Consider the following 20979-nt stretch of genomic DNA (forward strand, 5'->3'; position numbering starts at 1 on the left):
TGCCTCACCGGAGGTGGTGCTGAGGGGACGCGAGGATCGCCCGCGCGACGGCGGTGATGGCCCCGTTGAACGTGGCATCGACCTTGGCGCTCGCCGACACGCCGGCCACGCCGAGGATCAGGTTCCTCTCCCGGGCGCTCAGCTTCTGGTTCACCAGCCGCTGGGCCAGCGCGTCCACGTACGCCCCGGCGGTGGCCGGCGGCTTGGCGACCAGCTTCTCCGGCGCCGTGTACGTGAAGGCGGTGCGGTAGCCGGCCAGGATCTCGCCGGCCTCGTTCCAGCCGTTGACCATGGTGCCGGCCGAGGTCCAGGCGATGTAGACGTCGGGGTAGCCGTCCGGGGTGGGCTGGCCCATCGGGTACTGGCCCAGCTCGCGCAGCTTGTCCTGGATCTGCCGCAGGCCGCGGGCGAACGGGGTCCGCTTGTTGTCGCCGTTGTCGTTCTTCGCCGACGGGTCCGGCGAGACGCCCAGGACGCGGTACGTGGAGACCAGGTACTCCATCGGCCGGCGTACCTTCTGGCCGACCCCCGCCCAGAACTCAGAGGAGCTGAACAGGGCCATCAACACCGGCTTGATCAGGCCGTTGTTGGTGCTGTACGTCTTGGCCAGCCGGTCCACGAGGGACTTCGGCGGGGTGTCCGAGACGAACCGGGTCGCCAGGCTCTGCGCCACGTACTTCGCGGTCGACGGGTGCAGCGCGATGTAGGTGATGTACCGGTCGATCGCCGCTTCGGCCTTCTTCGGGTCAGCCGAGTTGTTGGCGTGCGTGAAGCCGAGGATCTTCACCTTGCCGACGTAGTGCTGCTCGGGCTTGAAGGCGTACTTGCCGTCCTCGACGCCGCGGCCGGTCTGGAGCATGGCCGCCTGGCGCACGTCCGGCTCCTTGTAGCCACCGTCCACGCCGACCGAGTAGAGCTCCAGGTTCTCCCGGGCCAGGTTCTCGTTGATCGCGTCCTTGCGGGAGTCCTTCTGGTTCAGGTAGATCAGCAGCGCGGGGTGCTTGTTCGCGGCGACCAGCATCTCCGGGTAGCTGCCCAGCGCGTGCGCCCGCACCACGTCCTTGTCGAACGAGTTGCGGTACACCTCGCCGCCGTCGAATTCCGCGGCGACGTGCAGGAAGTCGTTCCAGAAGTCGACCATCACCTCGAACAGCTGGCGCTTCGACCAGATCTGCCGGGCGAGGGTGGCGTCGATCATCTCCCGCTCGGGCTGGGCGCCCTGCTCGTTGAGCTTGTCCCGCTGGTCGCGCAGCTGCTGCACCGAGAGCTTCTGCGTGGGCAGCTCGGCGAGCTTCAGCTCGGCCTTGCTCGGCTCGATCTTGTCCGGTTCGAGCTGGGCGCGGATCCAGCCGTCGATGCCCAGCCTCTTGATGTCGGCGACGACCGCGGGCGTCGCACCGAAGGTGGCCCTGCGGGCCAGGTGCAGGATCGGATCCTTGGCCAGCACGGTCTTGACGGTCACCTTGGTCGCCGCCGCGGCGGCGGCCGGGCCGGAGAACGTCCGGCCGCCGGAGGGCGCGTTCTTCTTCAGCGCCTCACCGGCGCGGGAGCCCATGTAGCTCTCGTTCTGCTCGGTGTAGGTGCGCACCGTGCTGGGCTGCTGACCGCTGGGCCGGGCCGCGGTGCCGTCGGTGACGGTGCTGCCGGTCGCGTCGGCCACCGCGTCGTCACCGAAGAGGCCGCGGAACTGCGGGATCATGGCGAGCGCCGCGCCACCGGCGACGACCGCGGCGGTGCCGCCGAGCGCGACCATGGCCCTGCGGCGACCAACCCTGGGGCCGGGCTCGTCGTCATCGTCCAAGGTGGGCAGTCCGGTTCCGGCCGGCCGAGCCAGGGCCGGGCGACCGAGACCCTCCGGGCCGACCCACTGCGGCCCGCGCGGGGCGGGGGCGGGCTGCCCGTACCCGTCGGTGTACTGCTCACGCGGGTCGGCCTGAGCCGGGTAGCCATCCTGGGGGTGGAGCGAGTCGTACCCGTCCGAGGTGTGGTGCTGGCGTCCGTCCCAGCCGCGGTCGTCCCGCGGTCGACGTGGTGGCACATTCTGGTCGGCCATGTACCAATCCCGATTTCTGAAGAGCGCCGGAAGCTGCGACCGGGCAGGTGCGACAGGTGCGGCGACTGTTGCCTGAGGGGGTTGCTACGGCAAAGTAACCAAGGCCTCAGGTGCCTTCAAGGTGGGCGGAAGACCCCCGCGAGGGCACTTAAGACACCGCTCAGCGCCGCGGTGTCGGCGTGCCGCGTACCGGGGCCGGGGCCGTACCTTCCCAGCAGGGCGGACGCACGCCAGCCGGGTACGGAACGGGCCCCGCCGCCGTACGCGGCACATTCAGCGCCGTCCACCACCACAGGCAAACTTAAGGCTCGGATAAGCCGGAGGTGAGGTGCCCTCGCGCGGAGGAAAGTAGCAGCAACGGGTGAGCGTGAGCCGCCGCCACAGCGGGTATGCCGCCGAACCGCTGAACGCGTGAGGGGAAGGCAGCGCCATGCTCAGCAAAGAGGATCAGCGCAGGTTCGACCAGATCACCCGTCAGCTCCGGGAGAGTGACCCGGCGTTCTTCAACCGACTGGATCACCGTGTTCGGGCCCGCCGAGGCCGCTACCTGATGTTGTTGACCATCCTGCTGTGGGCGTCGCTGCCAGCGATGACCGTGTTCGCCGGCCGGCTGGCCGGCGCGATCTGCGCGGTGGTGCTGGTGGCGAACGCCGCGATCATGTGGCGGTTCCGCCGCCGCTGGACGTAACCGCTCACCGGCCGGCCGGGCCGAACGCCCGGTACGCCCGGCGCAGTCGTTCCAGCAGTCCCGGCCCGCCGATGGCCGGCGCTGGCGGGCCGAGCTGGCGCAGCAACAGATCCGGTCCGGTCGCCAGCCGGGGCGGGCGGTCGGACAGCGGCACCGGTGGCAACCAGAACCGGTCCACCGCCTCGACCAACGGGGCCGCCGACATCCCGGCGAGCGCCCGCGCCGCGCCGGCCGGCGTCCCGGCATCGTCCACAACGGACAAGTCCCGGTCCGGAAGGGACCCGTCGTCCGCATCCGTGGGCGGGGTGGTGACCGGTCCGGACAGCTCCGCGCCGGTGGCCTCGGCGCGTCGGGCCCGGAGCCGCTCGAGCAGTTCCGCGCGAGCCCGGCCGCGCCAGTGCAGCAGCTCGAACGGGTCCGCGTCGAACGCCTCGGCCAGCAGGTAGAACGTGGCCGCAAGGTGCTTGCAGGGCACCGCGAAGTCGGGGCAGCTGCACCGCTGGGTCAGCTCCTTGACGCCGGTCGGGAAGAGCGGAGCGCCGGCGGCGACGAACAGCTCCTCCAGCTCGTCGGGCAGGTCCCCGGCGAGCAGCCGGGCGCTGAAGAACGCCTGCCCCGCCAGCTCCACCTCGATCCGGGACCAGAGCGCGGCCGGGAACGGCGCCAGCGCGATGGAGACCTGGTACGGCTTCGGCCGGGAGCCCTGCACCACGGCGCTGACCAGCCCGGGCGCGATGTCGAGCCGGAGCACCTGACCGGCTCGCGCGTACGACCGACCCCGGGTCAGCCGGGTGCCGAGCGCGAACGACTCCAGCACCTCCAGGAAGCGCCGGGACCACCAGGACTGGCCGATCGCTCCCCGGGCGCTGCGCGCCCGCAGGCCGCCGTCGACGCGCCGGGGACGGCCGTAGTCGGCGAACCGGTCGGTACTCACTCCACCACCGCCCCGGCCTCCAGGGCGAACAGCTCGCGCAGCTGCCCGGTGGACAGCTCGGTGATCCACTGCTCGCCGGTGCCGACCACCCGCTCGGCGAGGCTTCGCTTGTCGGCGATCAGCGCCGCCACCTTCTCCTCCACCGTGCCGGCGCAGACGAACTTGCGGACCTGCACCCGCCGCCGCTGCCCGATCCGGAACGCCCGGTCGGTCGCCTGGTCCTCCACCGCCGGGTTCCACCACCGGTCCACGTGCACGACGTGGTTCGCGGCGGTCAGGGTGAGCCCGGTGCCACCGGCCTTGAGCGAGAGTACGAACAGCGGTGGCCCGTCCGCCGACTGGAACCGCTGCACCATGGCATCCCGCTCGGCCTTGCCGAGCCCACCGTGCAGGAACAGCACCTCCCGCCCGAACCGGGCCGACAGGTGACCGCGCAGCATCGCGCCGAACTCGGCGTACTGGGTGAACAGCAGCGCCCGCTCCCCCGCCGCCAGCACCTCCTCCAGGATCTCGGTCAGCCGGGCCAGCTTGCCGGAGCGACCCTCCAGCGGCGAACCGTCCCGCAGCATCTGGGCCGGATGGTTGCAGACCTGCTTCAGGCGAGTCATGGTGGCCAGCACCAGCCCTCGCCGTTCGATGCCGTCGCTGGACTCGATCCGGGCGAGCATGTCGTCGACCACCACCCGGTACAGGGCGGCCTGCTCGGCGGTGAGGTTGCAGAGCACCTCCATCTCCAGCTTCTCGGGCAGGTCGGAGATGATCGACGAGTCGGTCTTGAGCCGGCGCAGCACGAACGGGCCGGTGATCCGGCGCAACCGCTCGGCGGCCTCGGCGTCGCCGTGCCGCTCGATCGGTTCGGCGAACCGCTTGCGGAACGTCGCGGCCGGGCCGAGCAGGCCCGGATTGGCGAACTGCATGATCGACCAGAGGTCGGCGAGCCGGTTCTCGACCGGCGTGCCGGTCACCGCCACCCGCTGCCGGGCGGGCAACGCACGGACGGCCTCGGCCTGCCGGGTCGAGGCGTTCTTGATCGCCTGCGCCTCGTCCACCACCACCCGGTGCCAGTCGATGCCGGCCAGATCGACGGCGTCGCGGGCGGCCACCGAGTAGGTGGTGAGGACCAGGTCCGCACCGTGCGCGGCCGCCGTGAACTCCGCACCCCGGGCCCGCTCCGCCCCATGGTGTACGTGCACCCGCAGCCCCGGGGTGAACCGGGCCGCCTCCCGCTGCCAGTTGCCGACCAGGGACATCGGGCAGACCAGCAGGGTCGGTCCGGCGTCCGGCGGGTCCCCGGCCAGCAGCGCTAGCAACTGCACGGTCTTGCCCAGCCCCATGTCGTCGGCCAGCACGCCGCCCAGGCCCAGCGACCGCAGGAACGCCAGCCACGCCAACCCGCGCCGCTGGTACGGCCGCAGCGTGCCCTCGAAGCCCGGTGGCGGGTCCAGCGGGGTGAGTCGTCGCTCGACCGCACCGGCGAGCAGGTCGCCCAGCGCCCCGTCGGCGGTCACCTCCAGCACCGGCAGCGCTCCGGTGTCCTCGCCGTCGGCCAGCCCGAGGCGGAGCAGGTCGGCGACGGTCAGCTCGCCGGCCGAGCGGAGCAGGCGCAGCCCGGCGGCGAGCCGCCCCGGGTCCAGCTCCACCCACCTGCCGCGCAGGCGCACCAGCGGGGTCTTCACCTCGGCCAGCGCGGCCAACTCCTCGGCGGACAACGGCTGGTCGCCGAGCGCCACCTCCCAGCGGTAGTCCACCAGGGCGTCCAGGCCGACCCCTGCTTCGGCGCCGGCCACCGTGCCGGGTGCGGTCCGGCTGCGGGCACGCAGCCGGGCGCCGAGCCGCGCTGACGGGCGCTGCCACCAGGAGGGCAGCAGCACCCCGAAGCCGGCGGCGTGCAGCACCGGGGCGCCCTCGCTGAGGAACCGGTGCGCTCCCTCGACGTCCAAGTCCATCGCCTCGGGGGCGGCGGTGCGCAGCGCGGCGTCGAGGTCCGGCCAGAGCCGGCTGGCACGGCCCAACTCGGCGAGCAGGGTCTCCTGCGGGCTGGCGGTACGACCGGCCAGGCCGCCGAGCGTCTGCGGTGCCCGCCAGACCTGCCCGGCGTCGACGTGCAGGCCCGGCTCGTCGGCCGCCTGCAACCCGAACTCCAGCCGCCACCGCCCAGCCCCGACCGGCTCAGCCTCGACCGGGCCGCCCTCGGCCAGGCCGACTCCGGCTGTCGACGGCGCGGTGCCGGCCGGCACCGGGCGGGTGGCCAGGATCGGTTCGGTGACCTCGTCGGGCGCCGGTTCCACCAGCCGGAAACTGGCCCGGACGGGACCGCCGGCGGCGTCGCGCTGCCAGGCGTCCAGTTCGACGCGGAGGGTGGCCAGCGCCGCCGGATCGACGGTGAAGTCGCGACGGGGGCCGGCGAGCGCCGCCAGCCACGCCGGCGCCGGGCCGCCCGGCCGCAGCCCCCGGGCCAGCGTGGTGGTCGCCAGGGCGGCCCGCGCGGCCGCGTCGGTCAGCGCGTCGAGCGCGTCCGCGACCAGCGCACCGGCCGTCAACTCGGTGCTGTCCGGTTCGGGAGCGGCCGGCGCGATCGCGTCCGAGGCAGCGGCCGATGCGGTGGTGGCCGGCACGGTGACGGCCCGGGCGGCTGGCGGCAGGGCCAGCGCCAGGGACCGCGCCCACGCGGCATCGGTGCCGGTCAGCAGCGGTCGCCAGATGGCCCGCGCCGGCACCTGCACGTCAGCGTCCGCCGATGACGCTCCGGCGGGCCGGTCCCCCGACTCGGCCACGCCCGCACCCGGCATCGCGCCGACGCCGGGCAGGACACGGCCCCGGGCCACCAGGTCGGCGGCGAAATCGGCCAGCTCTGCCAGGTGACGCAGGGTGGCGCCAGGCACCACCGCAAGCTCGTCCAGGGCGCGCAGCAGCGGCAGCGCGTCGTCCGGGGCGTACACCAGCACGGGGACCCGCCACCCGGCCAGGGTGAGCTTTCCCCGGGCCGTGGGCGCGACGGCGGTCCGGATCAGCTCCGGTGAGTCGGTCGGCGCGCCGCCCCGGGTGGGCAGGGTGAGCAGCGCGGTGTCCGGACGGGCCGGCTCGGCGGCGTCGGCGAGGGCGGTGACCAGGGTGGCGTGCCCGGCGGCGAAGGGGTGCGGGCGCTCGCGGGGCGCCCGGCCGGAGCGTGGCGCGGCGGCGGCCGGGGCGGCGCTGTCCTCGGCCCAGACCGCGAGGCCGGCGGTCGAGCCGTCGCCGGGCAACCACAGCCCGTGGATGACCAGCACGTACTCCCCCTCGTCGCCGCCCGCGCCCAGGATAGGCGGTGCCGGTCAGCTAGCGTCGGCGCCATGGTCGACCTGCTGGTGATCGGCGGGCTCGGAGTGGACGTACGGGTCCGGGTGCCCGCGCTGCCGCTACCGGCCGCCGATTCACACATCGTCGAGCCGATCGAGCTGCGGATCGGCAACACCGGCGCCGGGGTGGCGCTCGCCGGGCGGGCACTCGGCCTGCGGGTACGTGTGGTCGACACCCTCGGCGCGGACCCGGCCGGGGACCTGGTCCGGGCGGCGCTGACCCGGGCCGGCGTGCCGGCGGTGCTGGCCGAAGATCCCGCCGGGACCCGGCGATCGGTGAACCTGGTCGACCCGGGCGGGCGGCGCATGTCGCTGTACGACCCGCGTGGGTGGCGGGGTGCTTCCCCGTTCCTGCCGACGGAGCTGGCCGAGCTGGTCCGGAACGCCCGGCACGTACACCTCTCGATCATGGACTGGATGGTGCCGCTGCTACCCACGGTGCGGGCCGCCCTGCCAGCGGGCGTGGCGCTCTCCACCGACCTGCACGACTGGGACGGCGCGAACCCCTACCACCGGCCGTTCGCCGAGGTCGCGGGCCTGATCCTGGTCAGCGGGGTGCGGCTGGCCGACCGGGCCGTGCCGCTCGCCGGCGGGCTGGCGCCCCGCACCGTGGTGGTGACCCGGGGCGCGGACGGCGCCGAGCTGTACCCGGGCGACGGAACGGCGGTGCCGGTGCCGCCGGCCACACAGCCGGGGCCGGTGGTGGACAGCAACGGGGCGGGCGACGCCTTCGCGGCCGGGCTGATCGCCGGTCGGCTGCGCGGCCGGCCGCTGGCGGACGCGGCTCGGTACGCGGCCCGGGTGGCCGCCGCCGCCTGCACCCACGACGGCATGGAGTACCCGCCGGGCTTGTTACCCGCCGACTGACGCCACAGCGCACTGACGGCGTGGCGACCGTGCGCGGGGTCAGACGGCGCCGGAGTCGCCGTCGGTCAACTCCCGCAGGATGTCGGCGTGACCCGCGTGCCGGGCCGTCTCCTCGATCATGTGCACCAGGATCCAGCGCAGCGACACCTCGCCGAGCTGCGGGTGCGGCACCACGTGGTCGAGGTCGAAGCTCGCGGCCACCGCCCGGGACCGGGCGCAGGCCCGCTCGTACGCCGCGATGAGCCCGACGACGGTGTCCTGTGCGTCGAGCGTGAAGCTCGCCACCGCGTCCTCCTCCGAGGTCAGGTAGACGTCTCCGGGCTCGGGAGCCAGCAGGGTGGGGAACCAGTTCCGCTCGACCAGGGTCAGGTGCTTGACCAGCCCGGCGAGCGTGGTCGCCGAGGGCACCAGCCGGCGGCCGGCGTCGGCGTCGGAGAGGCCGCGCAGCTTGCGCACCACCACGGCACGGTGGAAGTCGAGGAACGAGTCCAGAACGGCGCGCTCATCGCTGGTGCGGGCGAGCACCGGGGCGAGCGTCGGATCGATGGTCTGCTTCGCCATTCGCCGACCCTAGCGACAGGCCAGCCGTCCCGCTGCCCCGCTATCCGCTGCGCGGTCCCGGCGCGGCGGGCAGGATGGGCGTATGGCCTCATCCGTGCAGATCCTCCTCGTCGGCGGCACGGCGGACGGGGAGAGCGTCACCGTCGAGCTGGACAGCAACGGCCGTCCACCGATGACCCACCACCACCTCGGGTCCGGCGGGCTGGCCGAGGCGCAGATCTACGAGCTGCAGTCCGCGGGCGAGGACGCCAGCGAGTGGGTCTACCGGTGGACCGGCCCGGCGGTGTGACCGTCCGGCTCAGACCCGGGTGAGGGTCTGGCTGCGGAGGCTGTCGAGGACACCACGGGTGACGTCGGAGGTGCCCCGGGCCTGCTCGCAGGCCTCGGCCACCCGCCGCGCGGTGGCCTCGGCGCGCTGCTCCCGCTCGTCCCAGAGCCGGTCGACCTCGGCCAGTAGTGGCCCCTCGACCTCCCGTTCCACGCCGCGCAGCGCCGGCACGCCGAGCCGCTGGGCCAGATCGAAGACCTTGCCGGCGTACGGCAGTGGCAGGAACGGGGTGCCGACCATCGCCGCGAAGATCAGGAAGTGCAGGCGCATGCCCACGGCCAGGTCGAAGTGGCGCATCAGCCCGAGCACCTGCTGCGGCGAGTAGGTGCCGTGCAGGATCCGCCCCCGGTCGGCGGCGATCATGTGGGACAGCACCCCGTGGGCGTGCCGGATGTCGTCGCGTTCCATCGGCACGAACAGCACGTACGCGTCGATCCGGTTCACCAGGAAGTCGCCGATCTGGGCCAGCAGCCGGTGGTAGCCGTCCACGTCGAGCCGTTCGGCGGCCCGTCCCGGCTCCCGCACGCTGATCCCGACCAGCCGCCTGCCGGCCGGCACCCCCTCCTCGCGGAGCAGGTCGAGCGGGAACTCCTCCGGCTGCAACAGGAACGCCGGGTCGGCGGTGACCGTGATCGGGTTGAGCAGCCCCGCCTCCTCCAGCACCATCCGGGATTCCTGGTCGCGGACGGTCACCTGGACCGCGCTGGCGAGCGTTTCCCGGACCATCCCGGTGTCCACCGCGTCGCTCAGCGGCCCGACCCCGACCGCGTACGTGATCAGGGGCAGCCCGCGTTCCTGGGCGACCCGGACCACCCGCAGGTAGCGACGGGCCTCCCGGTCGTAGAGGATCCCGCCGCCGCCCAGGATCAGCAGGTCGAGCTGGGCCAGGACCAGGGCGGAGTCGGTGCGGCTGACGCCCTCCCACGGCACCGCCTCGACGTCGGGGTGGGCGATTCGGGTGTGCTCCGGGTGGCGGGAGAAGACGATGATGCGGGCGTTCGGCTCCTGCGCGCGCAGGTCGGCGAGCAGGCCGGTGAGGATCGCCTCGTCGCCGAGGTTCCGGCCACCGTACGAGCCGAGCACACCAATGGTCAGTCCGGCACCATGCGTCATCCGTCGCTCCTCCCGGGTGCGGTCCGCCGGCGGTTTCCCGCTGGGCCGGTGAACAGTCCTGCCGAGGAGACTGCGCTGGGCCGGTACGCACACCCGCACCGACCCGAATCAGCCCATTTCCGCCTCCATGAGCTGGCTCATCCGACACGCGCCCCCGGCGCCGCTGCGCCGGATTGCGCCTCGCTGTTGTGGATCCAGGCTCGACGGGGCGACCCGATGAGCGCGGCCCGGCGAGAATGGCAGGGTGCGGATCGCCCACGTCAGCGACAGCCACCTGGCCAACCCGGAGGGGGTGGCCACCTCGGTCGGCACCACCGTGGCGCTGCTGCGCGCCGCCGGCCACCGGGTCGTCCTGCACTGCCCCGGCCCGCTGTTCCGCCGGCGCCGCCAACCGGGTGAGGTGCCCTCGCTGCCGGTGCCGACCCGGCCGTACCGGCTGGCGCCGCCCCGGCCGCCGGACGCGCCGACCGACGTGGTGCACGTCCACACCACCGGCCCGCTCGGCGTTGCCGGGCTGCGCTGGGCGGCCGAGCGAGGCGTACCCACCGTGCTCACCTGGCACACCGACCTGGTGGCGTACGCGGCGCACTACCCCGAGGTGCCGATCGGCGCCGCGTACGCCGGCCTGCGGCTGGGCCTGCGCTGGCGGGTCCGGGACCTGTGGGCGCTGGCCCGCCCCGGGCCGGCCCGACAGGACCGGTTGGCGGCGCTCGGGCGGTGCCTGCTGGCGCACACCAGCGTGCTGATCACCCCCTCGGCGAAGACCGCGGCGCTGATGGCCCCGATGGCCGGGCGGACCCCGATCGTGGTGCTGCCGACCCCGGTCGCCGCGCCGGGTGTCGACGCCGACGACCGGCGGCTGGTGCGGGCCCGGCTGGGCATCGCGGCGGACGCGCCGGTGCTGCTCGCGGTGGGCCGGACCACGCCGGAGAAGAACCCGGACCTGCTGCTGGCCGCGTTCGCCCGGGTCCGGCGCGAGCTGCCGGCGGCACGGCTGGTGCTGCTCGGGGCGCGGCGGCAGCGGCTCGCGGTCCGCCGGGCGGCCCGCCGGCTCGGCGTGGCTGACGCGCTGCACCTGCTTCGCCCGGTGCCGCACGACCGGGTGGGCGCGCACTACCGGGCGGCGGACGTGCTCGCGTTCGCCTCCACCACCGACACCCAGGGCCTGACGCTCTCCGAGGCCGAGGCGCACGGGCTGCCGGTGGCCATGGTGGACGCCGCCCTGGCCGAGCGGCCCGGCGCCGCCACCACCCGGCCGGTCGCCGAGCCCACGGCGGCGGCGTTCGGGGCGTTGCTGACCCGGCTGCTGACCGAGCCGGAGCTGCGCGCGGCGGTGATCTGGGACGGTCGGGCCGCGGTGGCGGCCTGGTCCGGGCCGCGTTACCTGGCCGAGCTGGCAGCCCTGTACGCGACGTTGCGGCCGGTTATCGCAGCGGACGCGACGACAGCCGACCCACCTGGGCCAGCACCAGCGGGAGCTGCCATCCCCGAGGCGCGGCGAGGTGACGCGGGGACCAGACCGGCGCGAACTTCGCCTTGAACCGGCGCAGCCCCCGGAAGCGGTACCAGCGCTCGCCGTGCTCGTATACCGCCCGGCCCAGCCGGCACAGCGGGTCCGCGCCGGTCAGCCCGGACAGCGGGGCCAGCCCCAGCTCGACGCTGGTCAGCCCCCGGTCCCGCGCCTCGTGCAGCACCTCGACGAGGAGATGGTCCATCGTGGTGGGTGGTGCGTCCGGGTGGTACCGCAGCAGGTCCACGCCCCACCGGTGCGGCGTCGGCATGAGCGCGGCGAAGGCCACCGCCCGGCCGCGCTGTCGCAGCACGGCGACCGGCAACCGGGCCAGGTAGCCGGGGACGAACCCGCCGAGGGAGAACGACATGTCCGGCCGCCCGGCCAGCCAGGCGTCCGAGACGGGGCGCAGCTCGTCGAGCAGGCCGGCGCCGGGCAGCACCGCGAACGACAGGTCGTCGCGGCGGGCCAGCCGCTGCCAGTTGCGGCGCAGCGCCCCACGCGCCGGCCCGGTCAGGGCGAAGTCGGCCAGCGGTACGCTCGCCGACTCCCCCACCGGGTGCACGGCGAGACCCAGCCGGCGCAGCTCGGGCAGCAGCGACGCGCCAACGTGGTACACCGCCGGGCGTCGGCCAGCCCGCCGGGCAGTCGCGCAGAAGTCGGCCAGCAGCCCGTACCGCTCGGCGGCCGGCCCCACCGGCGGCCCGAACGCGATCCACGAGCGGCCGCACACCCCGTACATGAGGAAGCTGGCCCCGGACGGCGAGAAGTGGAACCGCTTGTCGCCGAGGAGCGCGAGCCCGGAGTCCGGCTCCCGGTCGACGTCGGCGGCCAGGATCGCCCGCACCCGGCGCAGTTGCTCGTCATGGCGTCCGTCGATGCGGCGATGGTAGCGTCCGCCGCGTGTCGGGCCGGGTCCTGCGGGTCAGCGTCGGCGCGGTGGTCGCCGTCGGGCTGGCCCTCTCCGTGATCGCCGCGCGTGACGAGCCCGTCGAGCTGCTGTTCTACTTCACGGTGCAGGTCGACCTGGCCTACCTGGTGGCGCTGCTGGCCGGCGGCGACCGGCTGCGCACCGCGCTCACCGTCTACCTGGTCGGCACCGCCCTGGTCTTCGTCCTGGTGTTGGCGAATCCGTGGAGCGGCTACGCGATGGTGGCGACGACCGACGCGCGGGGGCCGGTCTCCGACGCCGGAAACCTGCTGCTGCACGCGGTCGCGCCGCCGCTGGCCGCCGCGGAGTGGCTCACCCGCCGTCCCCGAGCGGCCCTGCGTCCGGTGTACGCGGTCAGCCTGCTCGGCTATCCGTTGGTGTGGCTGACGGTGATCCTGGTCCGCGGCGCCCTCGGCCGGAACGAGGACCGCTACCTCTACCCGTTCCTCGACGTACCCCGACTCGGCTATCCCACGGTCGTCCTCAACGCGTTGCTCTTCGCCCTGACCCTGCTCCTGATCGCCCTGACCGCGGTCCGCCTCACCCGGCCCGGCCGGGTGCTGCCGGACGATCGGTGCGATGGCGGGAAACGGACCTCGGGATGGGAACGAGGGGTCTGATGGCCGCCAGACGAGGGGGCGGCCCGGCGACATGATCGTTTGCATGACGACGACGACATTTGACGGCAAGGTCGCCCTGGTGACCGGTGGTTCCCGGGGCATCGGAGCGGGCATCGCGCTGCGCCTGGCGGAGGACGGGGCCGACGTGGCGCTGACCTACCGGCAGAACGCGGAGCAGGCCGCGAGCGTGGTGAAGCAGATCGAGGCGCTGGGCCGGCGGGCGCTGGCCATCCAGGTCGACGGCGCCGACCCGACCGCAGTGCGGGACGCGGTCGACCGGACGGCCGCCGAGCTGGGCCGGCTGGACATCCTGGTGAACAACGCCGCGGTGTTCCTGGTCGGCGCGATGGACGACCTCGGCACCGCGGAGCTGGAGCAGACCATCGCGGTGAACGTCCGGGCGCCGTACGTCGCCGCGCAGGCGGCGCTGCGGCACCTGGGCGACGGTGGGCGGATCATCAGCATCGGCAGCAACGTCGGTGAGCGGGCCGTCTTCCCCGGGCTGGCCCTCTACTCGATGAGCAAGACCGCCCTGGTCGGGCTGACCCGGGGCCTGGCCCGCGAGCTGGGCCCTCGGGGCATCACCGTCAACCTGGTCAACCCCGGACCGACGGACACCGACGCCAACCCGGCGGACGGGCCGAACGCTGCGGCGATCGCCGGCTTCACCGCCGTCGGCCGGTACGCTCGCCCCGCCGACATCGCGGCGACCATCGCGCACCTGGCCAGCCCGGAGGCCAGCTACGTGACCGGTGCCGTGGTCAACGTGGACGGCGGCTTCACCAGCTGAGGACACCGGGCGCGCCGGGCAGGATCCGGCGCGCCCGGCCTCAACCATCTCCGGGGCGGGAGGCGTCTCTCCTGACGAGGGGGTGGGCATGACCGAGACGTTCCACGAGTTCGTGGTGCACCGTTCGCCGGCTCTGTCCCGGACCGCCTACCTCCTCACCGGCGACCACCAGCTCGCCGAGGACCTGGTGCAGACCGCCCTGGCCCGCACCTACCGGCACTGGCGGCGGATCCGCGACGGGGACCCCGAGGCGTACGTCCGCCGCGTCATGTACCACCAGCAGGTCTCCTGGTGGCGACGCCGCCGCCTCACCGAACGCCTCCAAGCCGAACCCACCGAACAAGCCGGCGCCGACCACAGCGACACCACCGCGCTGCGGCTGACCCTCACCGCCGCGCTGCGTCACCTCACTCCCCGCCAACGGGCCGTCATCGTGCTGCGCTACTACGAGGACCTCACCGAGGCTCAGGTGGCCGAGATGCTCGGCTGTTCCATCGGGACCGTCAAACGCCACGCCCACGACGCGATACGGCGGCTCAGAGCGGTCGCTCCCGAACTGGTCGACACCGTCGCGGAGAGGAGCATCCGATGACCGCCCAACTCCGCGACGCGCTCCGCTCCACCGCCGAAGACGTGCCCGCCTACCCGGTGTACGAGCGGGCGCTCGCCACCGCGCGCCGCGACCGTCTGCGCCGGTCAGCCGCCAGCGCGGCGGCGTTGTTGGTGCTCGCGTTGGCCGGCGTTGTGGTGCCGCTGACCCGTACCCCTGGCCTCGATCCGGCCGCGGCGGACGCCGCGCTGCCCGACCACATCGCCCTGCCGCCGATCGGCACGCTGCACGTCACCGACCGCCCCCGGATCGGTCCCGCGTCGGTCATCTTCGACGGGCCGGCACCGCGTCTGCACGGGTGGAACGACGTGAACGTCGTCGGCGTGGTCGACGCGGACTCCGACCGCTACCGGATCATGCGGATGGGCGGGGAGTCGCTGGCCGGCGAGTCGGTCCACCTCTCCCCCGACGGCCGGTACGTGGCCCGGCCGGACGGAGACCAGGACGATCCGGGCGTCGAGGTCATCGACCTGGTCACCGGCCGGACCCAACGGCTGACGTCGACCGTCGACCGCAGTGTCTGGAGCATACCGGTCGGCTGGTCCGCGGACGGCCAGTCGCTGGTGGTCCGCGACGACGTGCCGGTCGCGTTCGACGGGGCCACCTACACCTCCGTGCTGAGTGCGGTGACCCTCGGCGGGGAGCGCTGGACCAGGCTGGCCGCCGGCGACCAGGAGGCGCGCGTCGGCTCGGTCGTCGCCGCCGCGCCGGGCCGGCTCGCCTACCAGTACGGCCGCACGGTCGCCGTGACCGACCTGGCTGGCCGGGAGCTCTCCTCGTTCGCCCTACCCGACGGGACCTGGCTGGCCGGCAAGGGCGCGTGGCGTCCCGACGGCACGAACCTGACACTGGCCGCCCGTCGGGCGGACACCACCGAGTGGACCCTGCGCCAGGTCGATCCCACCAGCGGCCGGGACGTCGGTCCACTGCGCCTGCCCGCCGTGCCCGGGGTCGTCGCCATCCGGCTGCTCGGCTGGGCGCCGGACGGGTCGGCGCTGGTGGCGGCCTATCAGCCGGACCCCCTCGCCCCCGACCTGCCGCTGGAGGAGCAGTCCGACCCGCCCATGAGCGACCAGCGCGTGCGCACCGTGCGGGTCCTGGCACTGACGCCCGGCGCCACCGCGCCGCGAACCGTGCTGACCGCACCGGACCAGGTGGTCGCCGTCGACGTCGCGGACCAGGTGGTCCGGAGCGGACGCGTCCGCGACGCGCAGCCACCCGGCGGCGTGGGTGGCCGGTTCTGGCTCTGGAGCGGTCTCATCATGGTGCTGGTCACCGTGGGCGTGCTGTACGCGAGCCGTCATCGGATCGCGCTGTGGCTCGACGACCGGCGGGTCAGGCGGACACGGAGGAACGACTGATGCCGACAACCCCGCGGACGAGTCGCACGGCGGTCCTGGTCTGCCAGGGTCGCGCGGCCGCCGACGGGCTGATCGCTCCCGGCCGCTTCGCCGATCCGACGGCCATGCCCCTGCTGCGTCCCGACGAGCGGGAGGCCGTCCAGTGGGTACGCGAGGGCGTCGCTCCCCGGCCGTGGCGGCAGCGGGTCGACTACGAGACGGTCCGCGCCAACGCCGAGCTGATCGTGCCCCGTACGGTCGCCATCGACGATGCCGTACGCGCCCACCCCGGCCCACAGGTGGTGATCCTCGGCGCGGGGCTGGACGGTCGTGCCTGGCGGATGCCGGAACTCGCCGGGGTGACGGTCTTCGAGGTCGACCAGCCGGCCACCCAGCGCGACAAGCGCGAGCGCGCCGAAGGCCTGCCCGGCACCCCGCCGAGGTTCGTTCCGGTGGACTTCGGTCGCGACCGGCTGGCCGAGGCGTTGGCGGCTTCCGGGCACCGTTCCGACCAGGCGACGACCTGGGTCTGGGAGGGGGTCGTGCCATACCTGACCACGGTGCAGGTGACCGCCACGGTGACGGCTCTCGCCAGCTGCTCGGCGCCGAACAGCCGCCTGATCGTCAACTTCCAGCTGCCCGGAACGTCCGTGGTCCTGGGCCGCCTCATCGCACGGCTGCTGACGGCGTCCACCGGCCGGTCGAGCGTGTGGGCGAACGAGCCGTGGCGCTCGACCTGGACGCCCGCCGCCATGGCCGCCCTGCTGGCCCGACACGGCTTCACCGTCACCCGGGACGACGACCTGCTCGACACGGCGCGGGCCCTGCACACGCCGATCCACCACGCCAGGTCGCTGGCACACAGCCGGGTGATGGTCGCCGATCGCACCTGACGCCCCCAGGTCGGGAACCATCCGGCGTGAGCCGCCGGTCGTCGGACAAGGTCGAGCAGACGTGGGCGACGGAGGAAGGCGTGGTCAGCGGGGCGGGTCCTCGCCGGTGAGTCCGTCCACCGACTCCCGGATCAGGTCGGCGTGGCCGACGTGCCGGGCGTACTCCTCGATCAGGTCGACCAGGATCCGGCGCAGGCTCGGCGCCTGACCGTCCGGCCAGTCGCCCCGGGCCAACTGCTCCGGTCCGGCGTTGGCCAGCAGCTCCGCGACGGTGGCGCGGGAGCGGGCCACCGCCTCCCGCCAGAGTGTGTAGAGCTGTTCGGGGGTGTCCTCGGCGGCCGAACGCCAGTCCCAGCCCGGATTCGCGTCCCAGTCGACCGTGTCCCACGGTGGCCCCGGCGAGCGCCCGGCCAGCTTCAGTGAGAAGTAGAGGTCCTCAACCAGGGCCAGGTGCTTGAGCAGCCCACCCAGGGTGATCGACGACGGGCCGAGCGTCGCCCGTAGGCCGGCGGCGTCGAGACCCCCGGTCTTCCACGCGAGGGTGGCACGCTGGCGGTCCAGGGAGCCGAGCAGCGTGGCGGTCTCGTCGCCGGCGATCGGCGGTTCGGGGTGACCGTGCTCGTCCGCGTTGGTCATGGAGACGGACGTTACCGCTCGACGTGGCGGGGCGCTGCCCATGCCGGTCACTGGCCGGCCGCCCGGATCGGTGCTGATGCGAGAAGGGGTGGGCGCGGCAGGTTTCGAACCTGCGACCCCCCGCTTGTAAGGCGGGTGCTCTCCCACTGAGCTACGCGCCCGGAACGCCCGTACGGCGGGCCGGAGGCTGGCAAGCTTACCCTGCTCGCCGCCGGCCCGGACGCACGGCTCACCCCGGTCCGGTGGTGGTCAGGCGGCCGCGGCGATGGCCTTGCGCCAGCCCTGCTGGTCGCGAGCCTCACCGGGACCGTTCAGCTCGGCGAAGCGGACGACGCCGGTCTTGTCGATGACGAACGTGCCCCGATTGGCGAAGCCGGCCACGTCGTTGAAGACCCCGTACGCCTGGGCGACGGCGCCGTGCGGCCAGAAGTCGGCCAGCATGGGGAACTGGTAGCCCTCCCGGTCGGCCCAGACCTTGTGGCTGTAGACCGAGTCGACGCTGACCGTCAGCACCTGGACGTCGTCGTTGGCGTACTCGTCGAGGTTGTCCCGCACCTCGGCCAGCTCGCCCTGGCAGGTGCCGGTGAAGGCGAGCGGGTAGAAGACCAGCAGCACGGTGCGCCGGCCACGGAAGTTCGAGAGCCGGACCTCCTGGTTGTTCTGGTCCTTCAGCACGAAGTCCGGCGCCTCGGCGCCAACCTCGACGGGCATGCGAACTCCTCGGGTCGAGTCAGGGGAAGGCACGAGCCTGCCGCGCCCGGTGGCACGGACCGCCGGGCGCGCGAGGGGAACGAGTTGGGCTACTTCTTGGCCTTGGCCCCTCGGCGCAGCACCAGGCGGGCGCCGCTCCAGTCCCGCCCGGCGTTGATGGTCGAGGTCTGCTGAAGGCCGGCGGTGGGCGCGGACTCCGCGACCTCGCTCGGCTCGACGTGCCCGTCACGCCCGGCCTTCGGCGTGAGCAGCCATACGACCCCGTTGTCGGCCAGCGGGCCGAGGGCGTCGACGAGAAGCTCGAAGAGGTCACCGTCGCCGTCGCGGTACCAGACCAGCACCGCGTCGACCACCTCGTCGGTGTCCTCGTCGACCAGATCTCCACAGCGGTCGGTCAGGGCGTCCCGGAGATCCTGGTCGACGTCGTCGTCGTACCCCATCTCCATGACGACCATCCCCGGTTCGATTCCGAACCGGTCCGCCAGGCTGCGTACCCCGTCGGCGGCCTGACCAGCGGTCGCGCTCACTGTCGCGTGCCTCCTCATCTCGTCCCTGCTCGCGGCGTCGGAACCGACGCCGTCAGGCAAAGTCCACACAGTTGTGCGTCCGCGCGCAAGTGGCGCACCGGGTGGAACGGAATTTACCGTGCCAGCAGCGTACGGGCACCGTCGGTAATGGCTTCCTCGGAGACCAGAACCTGACGTGCTGCTGGACCTAATGGTACAAACGAGTCAACTCCGGCTACTCGTCGCGCCGCACCGACATATCCGGCGTCGACCAGCGCGGCGATCACCCCTTCGCCCACCCCGCCGGATCGGCGTGTCTCATCCACCACCAGCACCCGGCCGGTCGCCGAGGCCTCCCGGATGATGTCGGCCACCGGCAGCGGGGCCAGCCAGCGCAGGTCCACCACCCGGGTGCCCACCCCCTCCTCGGCGAGAACGGCCGCGGCCCGCAGCGACATCCGTACCCCGTTACCGAAGGTGATGATCGTCAGGTCGTCGGCCGAGCCGACCCGGTAGACCCGGGCCCGGCCGATCGGCACGTGCCCGGCCACCCAGGCGCCCGGCTCCGGATACCCGGCCAGCCACTCCCCGTCGCCCTCGGCGTACAGGTCGCGGGTGTGGTAGAGCGCGATCGGTTCCAGGAACACGCAAACGCTACCGTCGACCGCCGCGCTGGCCAGGCAGGTCCGCAGCATGGGCGCGGCGTCGTCCGGCCGCGCCGGCACCGCGACCACCAGCCCTGGCACGTCCCGGAGTACGGCAACCGAGTTGTCGTTGTGGAAGTGCCCGCCGAACCCCTCCTGGTACGCCAGCCCGGCCACCCGCACCACCATCGGGTTGCGGAACGCGCCCTGGGAGAAGAACTGCATGGTGGCCGCCTCACCGCGCAGCTGGTCCTCGGCGTTGTGCAGGTACGCCAGGTACTGGATCTCCGGCACCGGCAGCATCCCGGCCAGCCCGGCGCCCAGGCCCAGCCCGAGCACCGAGGTCTCGTCGAGCAGGGTGTCGAAGACCCGGGCCGGCCCGAACCGGTCGCGCAGCCCCTTGGTCACCCCGTACACGCCGCCCTTGGCGGCCACGTCCTCGCCGAAGACCGCCATCTGCGGGTGGTCGAGCAGCCCGTCGGCGAGCGCCCCGTTGATGCTCTGCGCGAGGGTCAGCGGGCCGGCCAGCTCCGGCGGCTTGCCCCCGAACGCCTCCGCCCGGGCGCCCGCGCCCGGACCGCTGGCCCGGGCCGCCGCGTCGGCCACCGCCCGCGCGACCCGCACCGGCCGGCGGGGGGCCAGCGCGGACACCACGTCGGCCGCGGAGGTCAGCTTCGGCTCGCCCAGCACCTCCTCAGCGAGCCGGCGTACCCGCCAGCCGGTCTCGTCGTACCGGGCCAGCAACTCCTCGCCCGTCGCCACGCCGGCGTCGACGAGCAGCCGGGCGGTCGCGACCACCGGGTCCCGGTCCAGGTCCGCGGCCAGTTCCGCCGGGCTGCGGTACGCCGACTCCGCGTCGGCCCCGGCGTGCCCCATCAGCCGGACGGTGCGCAGGTGCAGCACGGCCGGCCGGCGGTGCCGGCGTACCCACGCCGCGGCCTCCGCCGCCACCGCGTACGCCTGCACCGGGTCGGCTCCGTCGGCACTGAAGTAGCGGATGCCGGGCTTGGCCCGCAGGGTCGCCTCCACCCAGCCCTCCGGGGAGCGGACGCTGATGCCCAGCCCGTTGTCCTCGCAGACGAAGAGCACCGGGATGCGCAGCCCGGCGTGGTCGTACCAGCCGGCGGTGTTGAAGGCGGCGCTGGCGCTGGCGTGGTTGACCGAGGCGTCGCCGAACGAGCAGACCACAATGGCGTCCGGTGGCCACGGGGCGTGCTCGGCGCCGGCCCCGCTGCCGACCCGCACTCCGGCGCCGGTGCGCCGTCCGGCGCTGTCCAGCCGCCGCAGCCGCTCCACGGCCAGCCCCATACCGACCGCCCGGGGCAGGTGCGAGGCGATGGTGGAGGTGGTCGGCACGATGGCCAGGTCGGCCCGGCCGAACACCTTGTGCCGGCCGCCGGCGACCGGCTCCTGGCTGGAGGCGACCATCCCGCGCAGCACGTCCCGGGCCGCGCCCGCGTACGCCGCGAACCCGCCGGCCGGCGCCGGTTCGGGCTCGGTCGGCTCGTCGGGTGGCGCCGCGTCAGCGCCGGGCGCCGGTTCGGCGGTGGTCTGCGCGGCGCGCACGCAGTAGAAGGCACCCGAGCGGTAGTGCAGCAGCGCCGGGTCGGTGGGGCGCAGCGCGGCGGCGACCGCCGCGTTGCCCTCGTGCCCGGAGGAGCCGATGGTGTAGAAGCCCTCCCCGAAGCTGCGCAACCAGCGGCCGGCCAGGTCGAGCTGCCGGCTGGTCACCTGCGCGTCGAACAGATCCAGCAGTCGCGCGCCGGTTAGCGGGGCGTCGTCGGTGACCGGGTCGTCGGGGTCACGCCGCCGCTCGGCGGCGGGCAGCGCCGCCAGCGTCTCCCGGAACCGGTCGTCGAGATCTTGCGGCGTGGTCACGTCGCACAGCATTACCGACGCAGGCCCTGGT

19 protein-coding genes and 1 tRNA gene are annotated in these 20979 nt (G+C 73.9%); 9 read left to right on the top strand and 11 right to left on the bottom strand.

What is annotated here, in order from left to right; translation table 11 throughout:
* Positions 1-4 precede the first annotated feature (4 nt).
* Positions 5-2053 carry a DUF1800 domain-containing protein gene (locus tag ABZU69_RS17770; protein WP_354965420.1) on the bottom strand — a complete coding sequence of 683 codons (2049 nt, stop codon included), beginning with the start codon at positions 2051-2053 and terminating at the stop codon, positions 5-7.
* 430 nt (positions 2054-2483) lie between these two features.
* Here ABZU69_RS17770 and ABZU69_RS17775 point away from each other — a divergent pair, with 430 nt between their 5' ends.
* Positions 2484-2741, top strand: coding sequence for a DUF3040 domain-containing protein (locus tag ABZU69_RS17775; RefSeq protein ID WP_354965421.1), 258 nt, complete (start codon positions 2484-2486; stop codon positions 2739-2741).
* A 4-nt stretch (positions 2742-2745) separates the two neighbouring features.
* Here the strand turns inward: ABZU69_RS17775 and ABZU69_RS17780 are convergent, their stop codons facing one another.
* Complete coding sequence (locus ABZU69_RS17780) at positions 2746-3675, bottom strand: SWIM zinc finger family protein (protein ID WP_354965422.1); 930 nt, start codon at positions 3673-3675, stop codon at positions 2746-2748.
* Positions 3672-6941, bottom strand: coding sequence for a DEAD/DEAH box helicase (locus ABZU69_RS17785; protein ID WP_354965423.1), 3270 nt, complete (start codon positions 6939-6941; stop codon positions 3672-3674). Before ABZU69_RS17785 ends, ABZU69_RS17780 begins: the two co-directional genes overlap by 4 nt.
* 63 nt (positions 6942-7004) lie before the next feature.
* On the opposite strand from ABZU69_RS17785, the gene ABZU69_RS17790 reads away from it, so the two are divergent.
* Entirely contained in the window at positions 7005-7877 is an 873-nt protein-coding gene (locus ABZU69_RS17790) for a PfkB family carbohydrate kinase (protein ID WP_354965424.1), read from the top strand.
* A 39-nt stretch (positions 7878-7916) separates the two neighbouring features.
* Here the strand turns inward: ABZU69_RS17790 and ABZU69_RS17795 are convergent, their stop codons facing one another.
* A complete protein-coding gene (locus tag ABZU69_RS17795; RefSeq protein WP_354965425.1) occupies positions 7917-8438 on the bottom strand; it encodes a DinB family protein in 522 nt (173 codons plus the stop codon).
* 82 nt (positions 8439-8520) lie between these two features.
* Between ABZU69_RS17795 and ABZU69_RS17800 the strand changes: the two genes are divergently transcribed.
* Positions 8521-8727: a hypothetical protein gene (locus tag ABZU69_RS17800; protein WP_354965426.1), complete on the top strand. Its 207-nt coding sequence runs from the start codon at positions 8521-8523 to the stop codon at positions 8725-8727.
* A 9-nt stretch (positions 8728-8736) separates the two neighbouring features.
* On the opposite strand, the gene ABZU69_RS17805 is transcribed toward ABZU69_RS17800, so the two are convergent.
* Positions 8737-9879 (bottom strand): polysaccharide pyruvyl transferase family protein, encoded by a 1143-nt coding sequence (locus tag ABZU69_RS17805; RefSeq protein ID WP_354965427.1) that lies wholly within the window; start codon positions 9877-9879, stop codon positions 8737-8739.
* A gap of 244 nt (positions 9880-10123) precedes the next feature.
* Between ABZU69_RS17805 and ABZU69_RS17810 the strand changes: the two genes are divergently transcribed.
* On the top strand, positions 10124-11419 hold the full coding sequence (locus tag ABZU69_RS17810) for a glycosyltransferase (protein ID WP_354965428.1): 1296 nt from the start codon (positions 10124-10126) through the stop codon (positions 11417-11419).
* On the opposite strand, the gene ABZU69_RS17815 is transcribed toward ABZU69_RS17810, so the two are convergent.
* Positions 11304-12236, bottom strand: a complete 933-nt coding sequence (locus tag ABZU69_RS17815) for a phosphatidylglycerol lysyltransferase domain-containing protein (RefSeq protein ID WP_354965429.1) — start codon at positions 12234-12236, stop codon at positions 11304-11306. The two genes, ABZU69_RS17810 and ABZU69_RS17815, sit on opposite strands and share 116 nt — an antisense overlap.
* A 56-nt stretch (positions 12237-12292) precedes the next feature.
* Between ABZU69_RS17815 and ABZU69_RS17820 the strand changes: the two genes are divergently transcribed.
* From ABZU69_RS17820 to ABZU69_RS17840, 5 genes are all read left to right on the top strand, one after another.
* The gene (locus ABZU69_RS17820; RefSeq protein ID WP_354965430.1) at positions 12293-12940 is read left to right on the top strand and encodes a Pr6Pr family membrane protein; all 648 of its coding nucleotides are present in this window, start codon (positions 12293-12295) and stop codon (positions 12938-12940) included.
* A 43-nt stretch (positions 12941-12983) separates the two neighbouring features.
* Positions 12984-13730, top strand: coding sequence for a 3-oxoacyl-ACP reductase family protein (locus ABZU69_RS17825; protein WP_354965431.1), 747 nt, complete (start codon positions 12984-12986; stop codon positions 13728-13730).
* A gap of 88 nt (positions 13731-13818) precedes the next feature.
* On the top strand, positions 13819-14322 hold the full coding sequence (locus ABZU69_RS17830; protein ID WP_354965432.1) for a SigE family RNA polymerase sigma factor: 504 nt from the start codon (positions 13819-13821) through the stop codon (positions 14320-14322).
* Positions 14319-15701, top strand: a complete 1383-nt coding sequence (locus tag ABZU69_RS17835; protein WP_354965433.1) for a hypothetical protein — start codon at positions 14319-14321, stop codon at positions 15699-15701. The genes ABZU69_RS17830 and ABZU69_RS17835 overlap by 4 nt, the downstream gene beginning before the upstream one ends.
* The gene (locus ABZU69_RS17840; RefSeq protein WP_354965434.1) at positions 15701-16573 is read left to right on the top strand and encodes a class I SAM-dependent methyltransferase; all 873 of its coding nucleotides are present in this window, start codon (positions 15701-15703) and stop codon (positions 16571-16573) included. The genes ABZU69_RS17835 and ABZU69_RS17840 overlap by 1 nt, the downstream gene beginning before the upstream one ends.
* Before the next feature lie 84 nt (positions 16574-16657).
* Here ABZU69_RS17840 and ABZU69_RS17845 read toward each other — a convergent pair whose 3' ends face one another.
* From ABZU69_RS17845 to ABZU69_RS17865, 5 genes are all read right to left on the bottom strand, one after another.
* Entirely contained in the window at positions 16658-17209 is a 552-nt protein-coding gene (locus tag ABZU69_RS17845; protein ID WP_354965435.1) for a DinB family protein, read from the bottom strand.
* Between the two features lie 89 nt (positions 17210-17298).
* Positions 17299-17370 (bottom strand) — tRNA-Val (locus ABZU69_RS17850).
* An 88-nt stretch (positions 17371-17458) separates the two neighbouring features.
* Positions 17459-17920, bottom strand: a complete 462-nt coding sequence (locus ABZU69_RS17855; protein ID WP_354965436.1) for a peroxiredoxin — start codon at positions 17918-17920, stop codon at positions 17459-17461.
* A gap of 89 nt (positions 17921-18009) precedes the next feature.
* Positions 18010-18447, bottom strand: a complete 438-nt coding sequence (locus ABZU69_RS17860; protein ID WP_354965437.1) for a DUF3052 domain-containing protein — start codon at positions 18445-18447, stop codon at positions 18010-18012.
* Between the two features lie 113 nt (positions 18448-18560).
* Entirely contained in the window at positions 18561-20960 is a 2400-nt protein-coding gene (locus tag ABZU69_RS17865) for a thiamine pyrophosphate-dependent enzyme (RefSeq protein ID WP_354965438.1), read from the bottom strand.
* Between the last annotated feature and the right edge of the window lie 19 nt (positions 20961-20979).

Source organism: Micromonospora sp. NPDC005206 (genome assembly GCF_040608175.1).
Lineage (GTDB): Bacteria > Actinomycetota > Actinomycetes > Mycobacteriales > Micromonosporaceae > Micromonospora.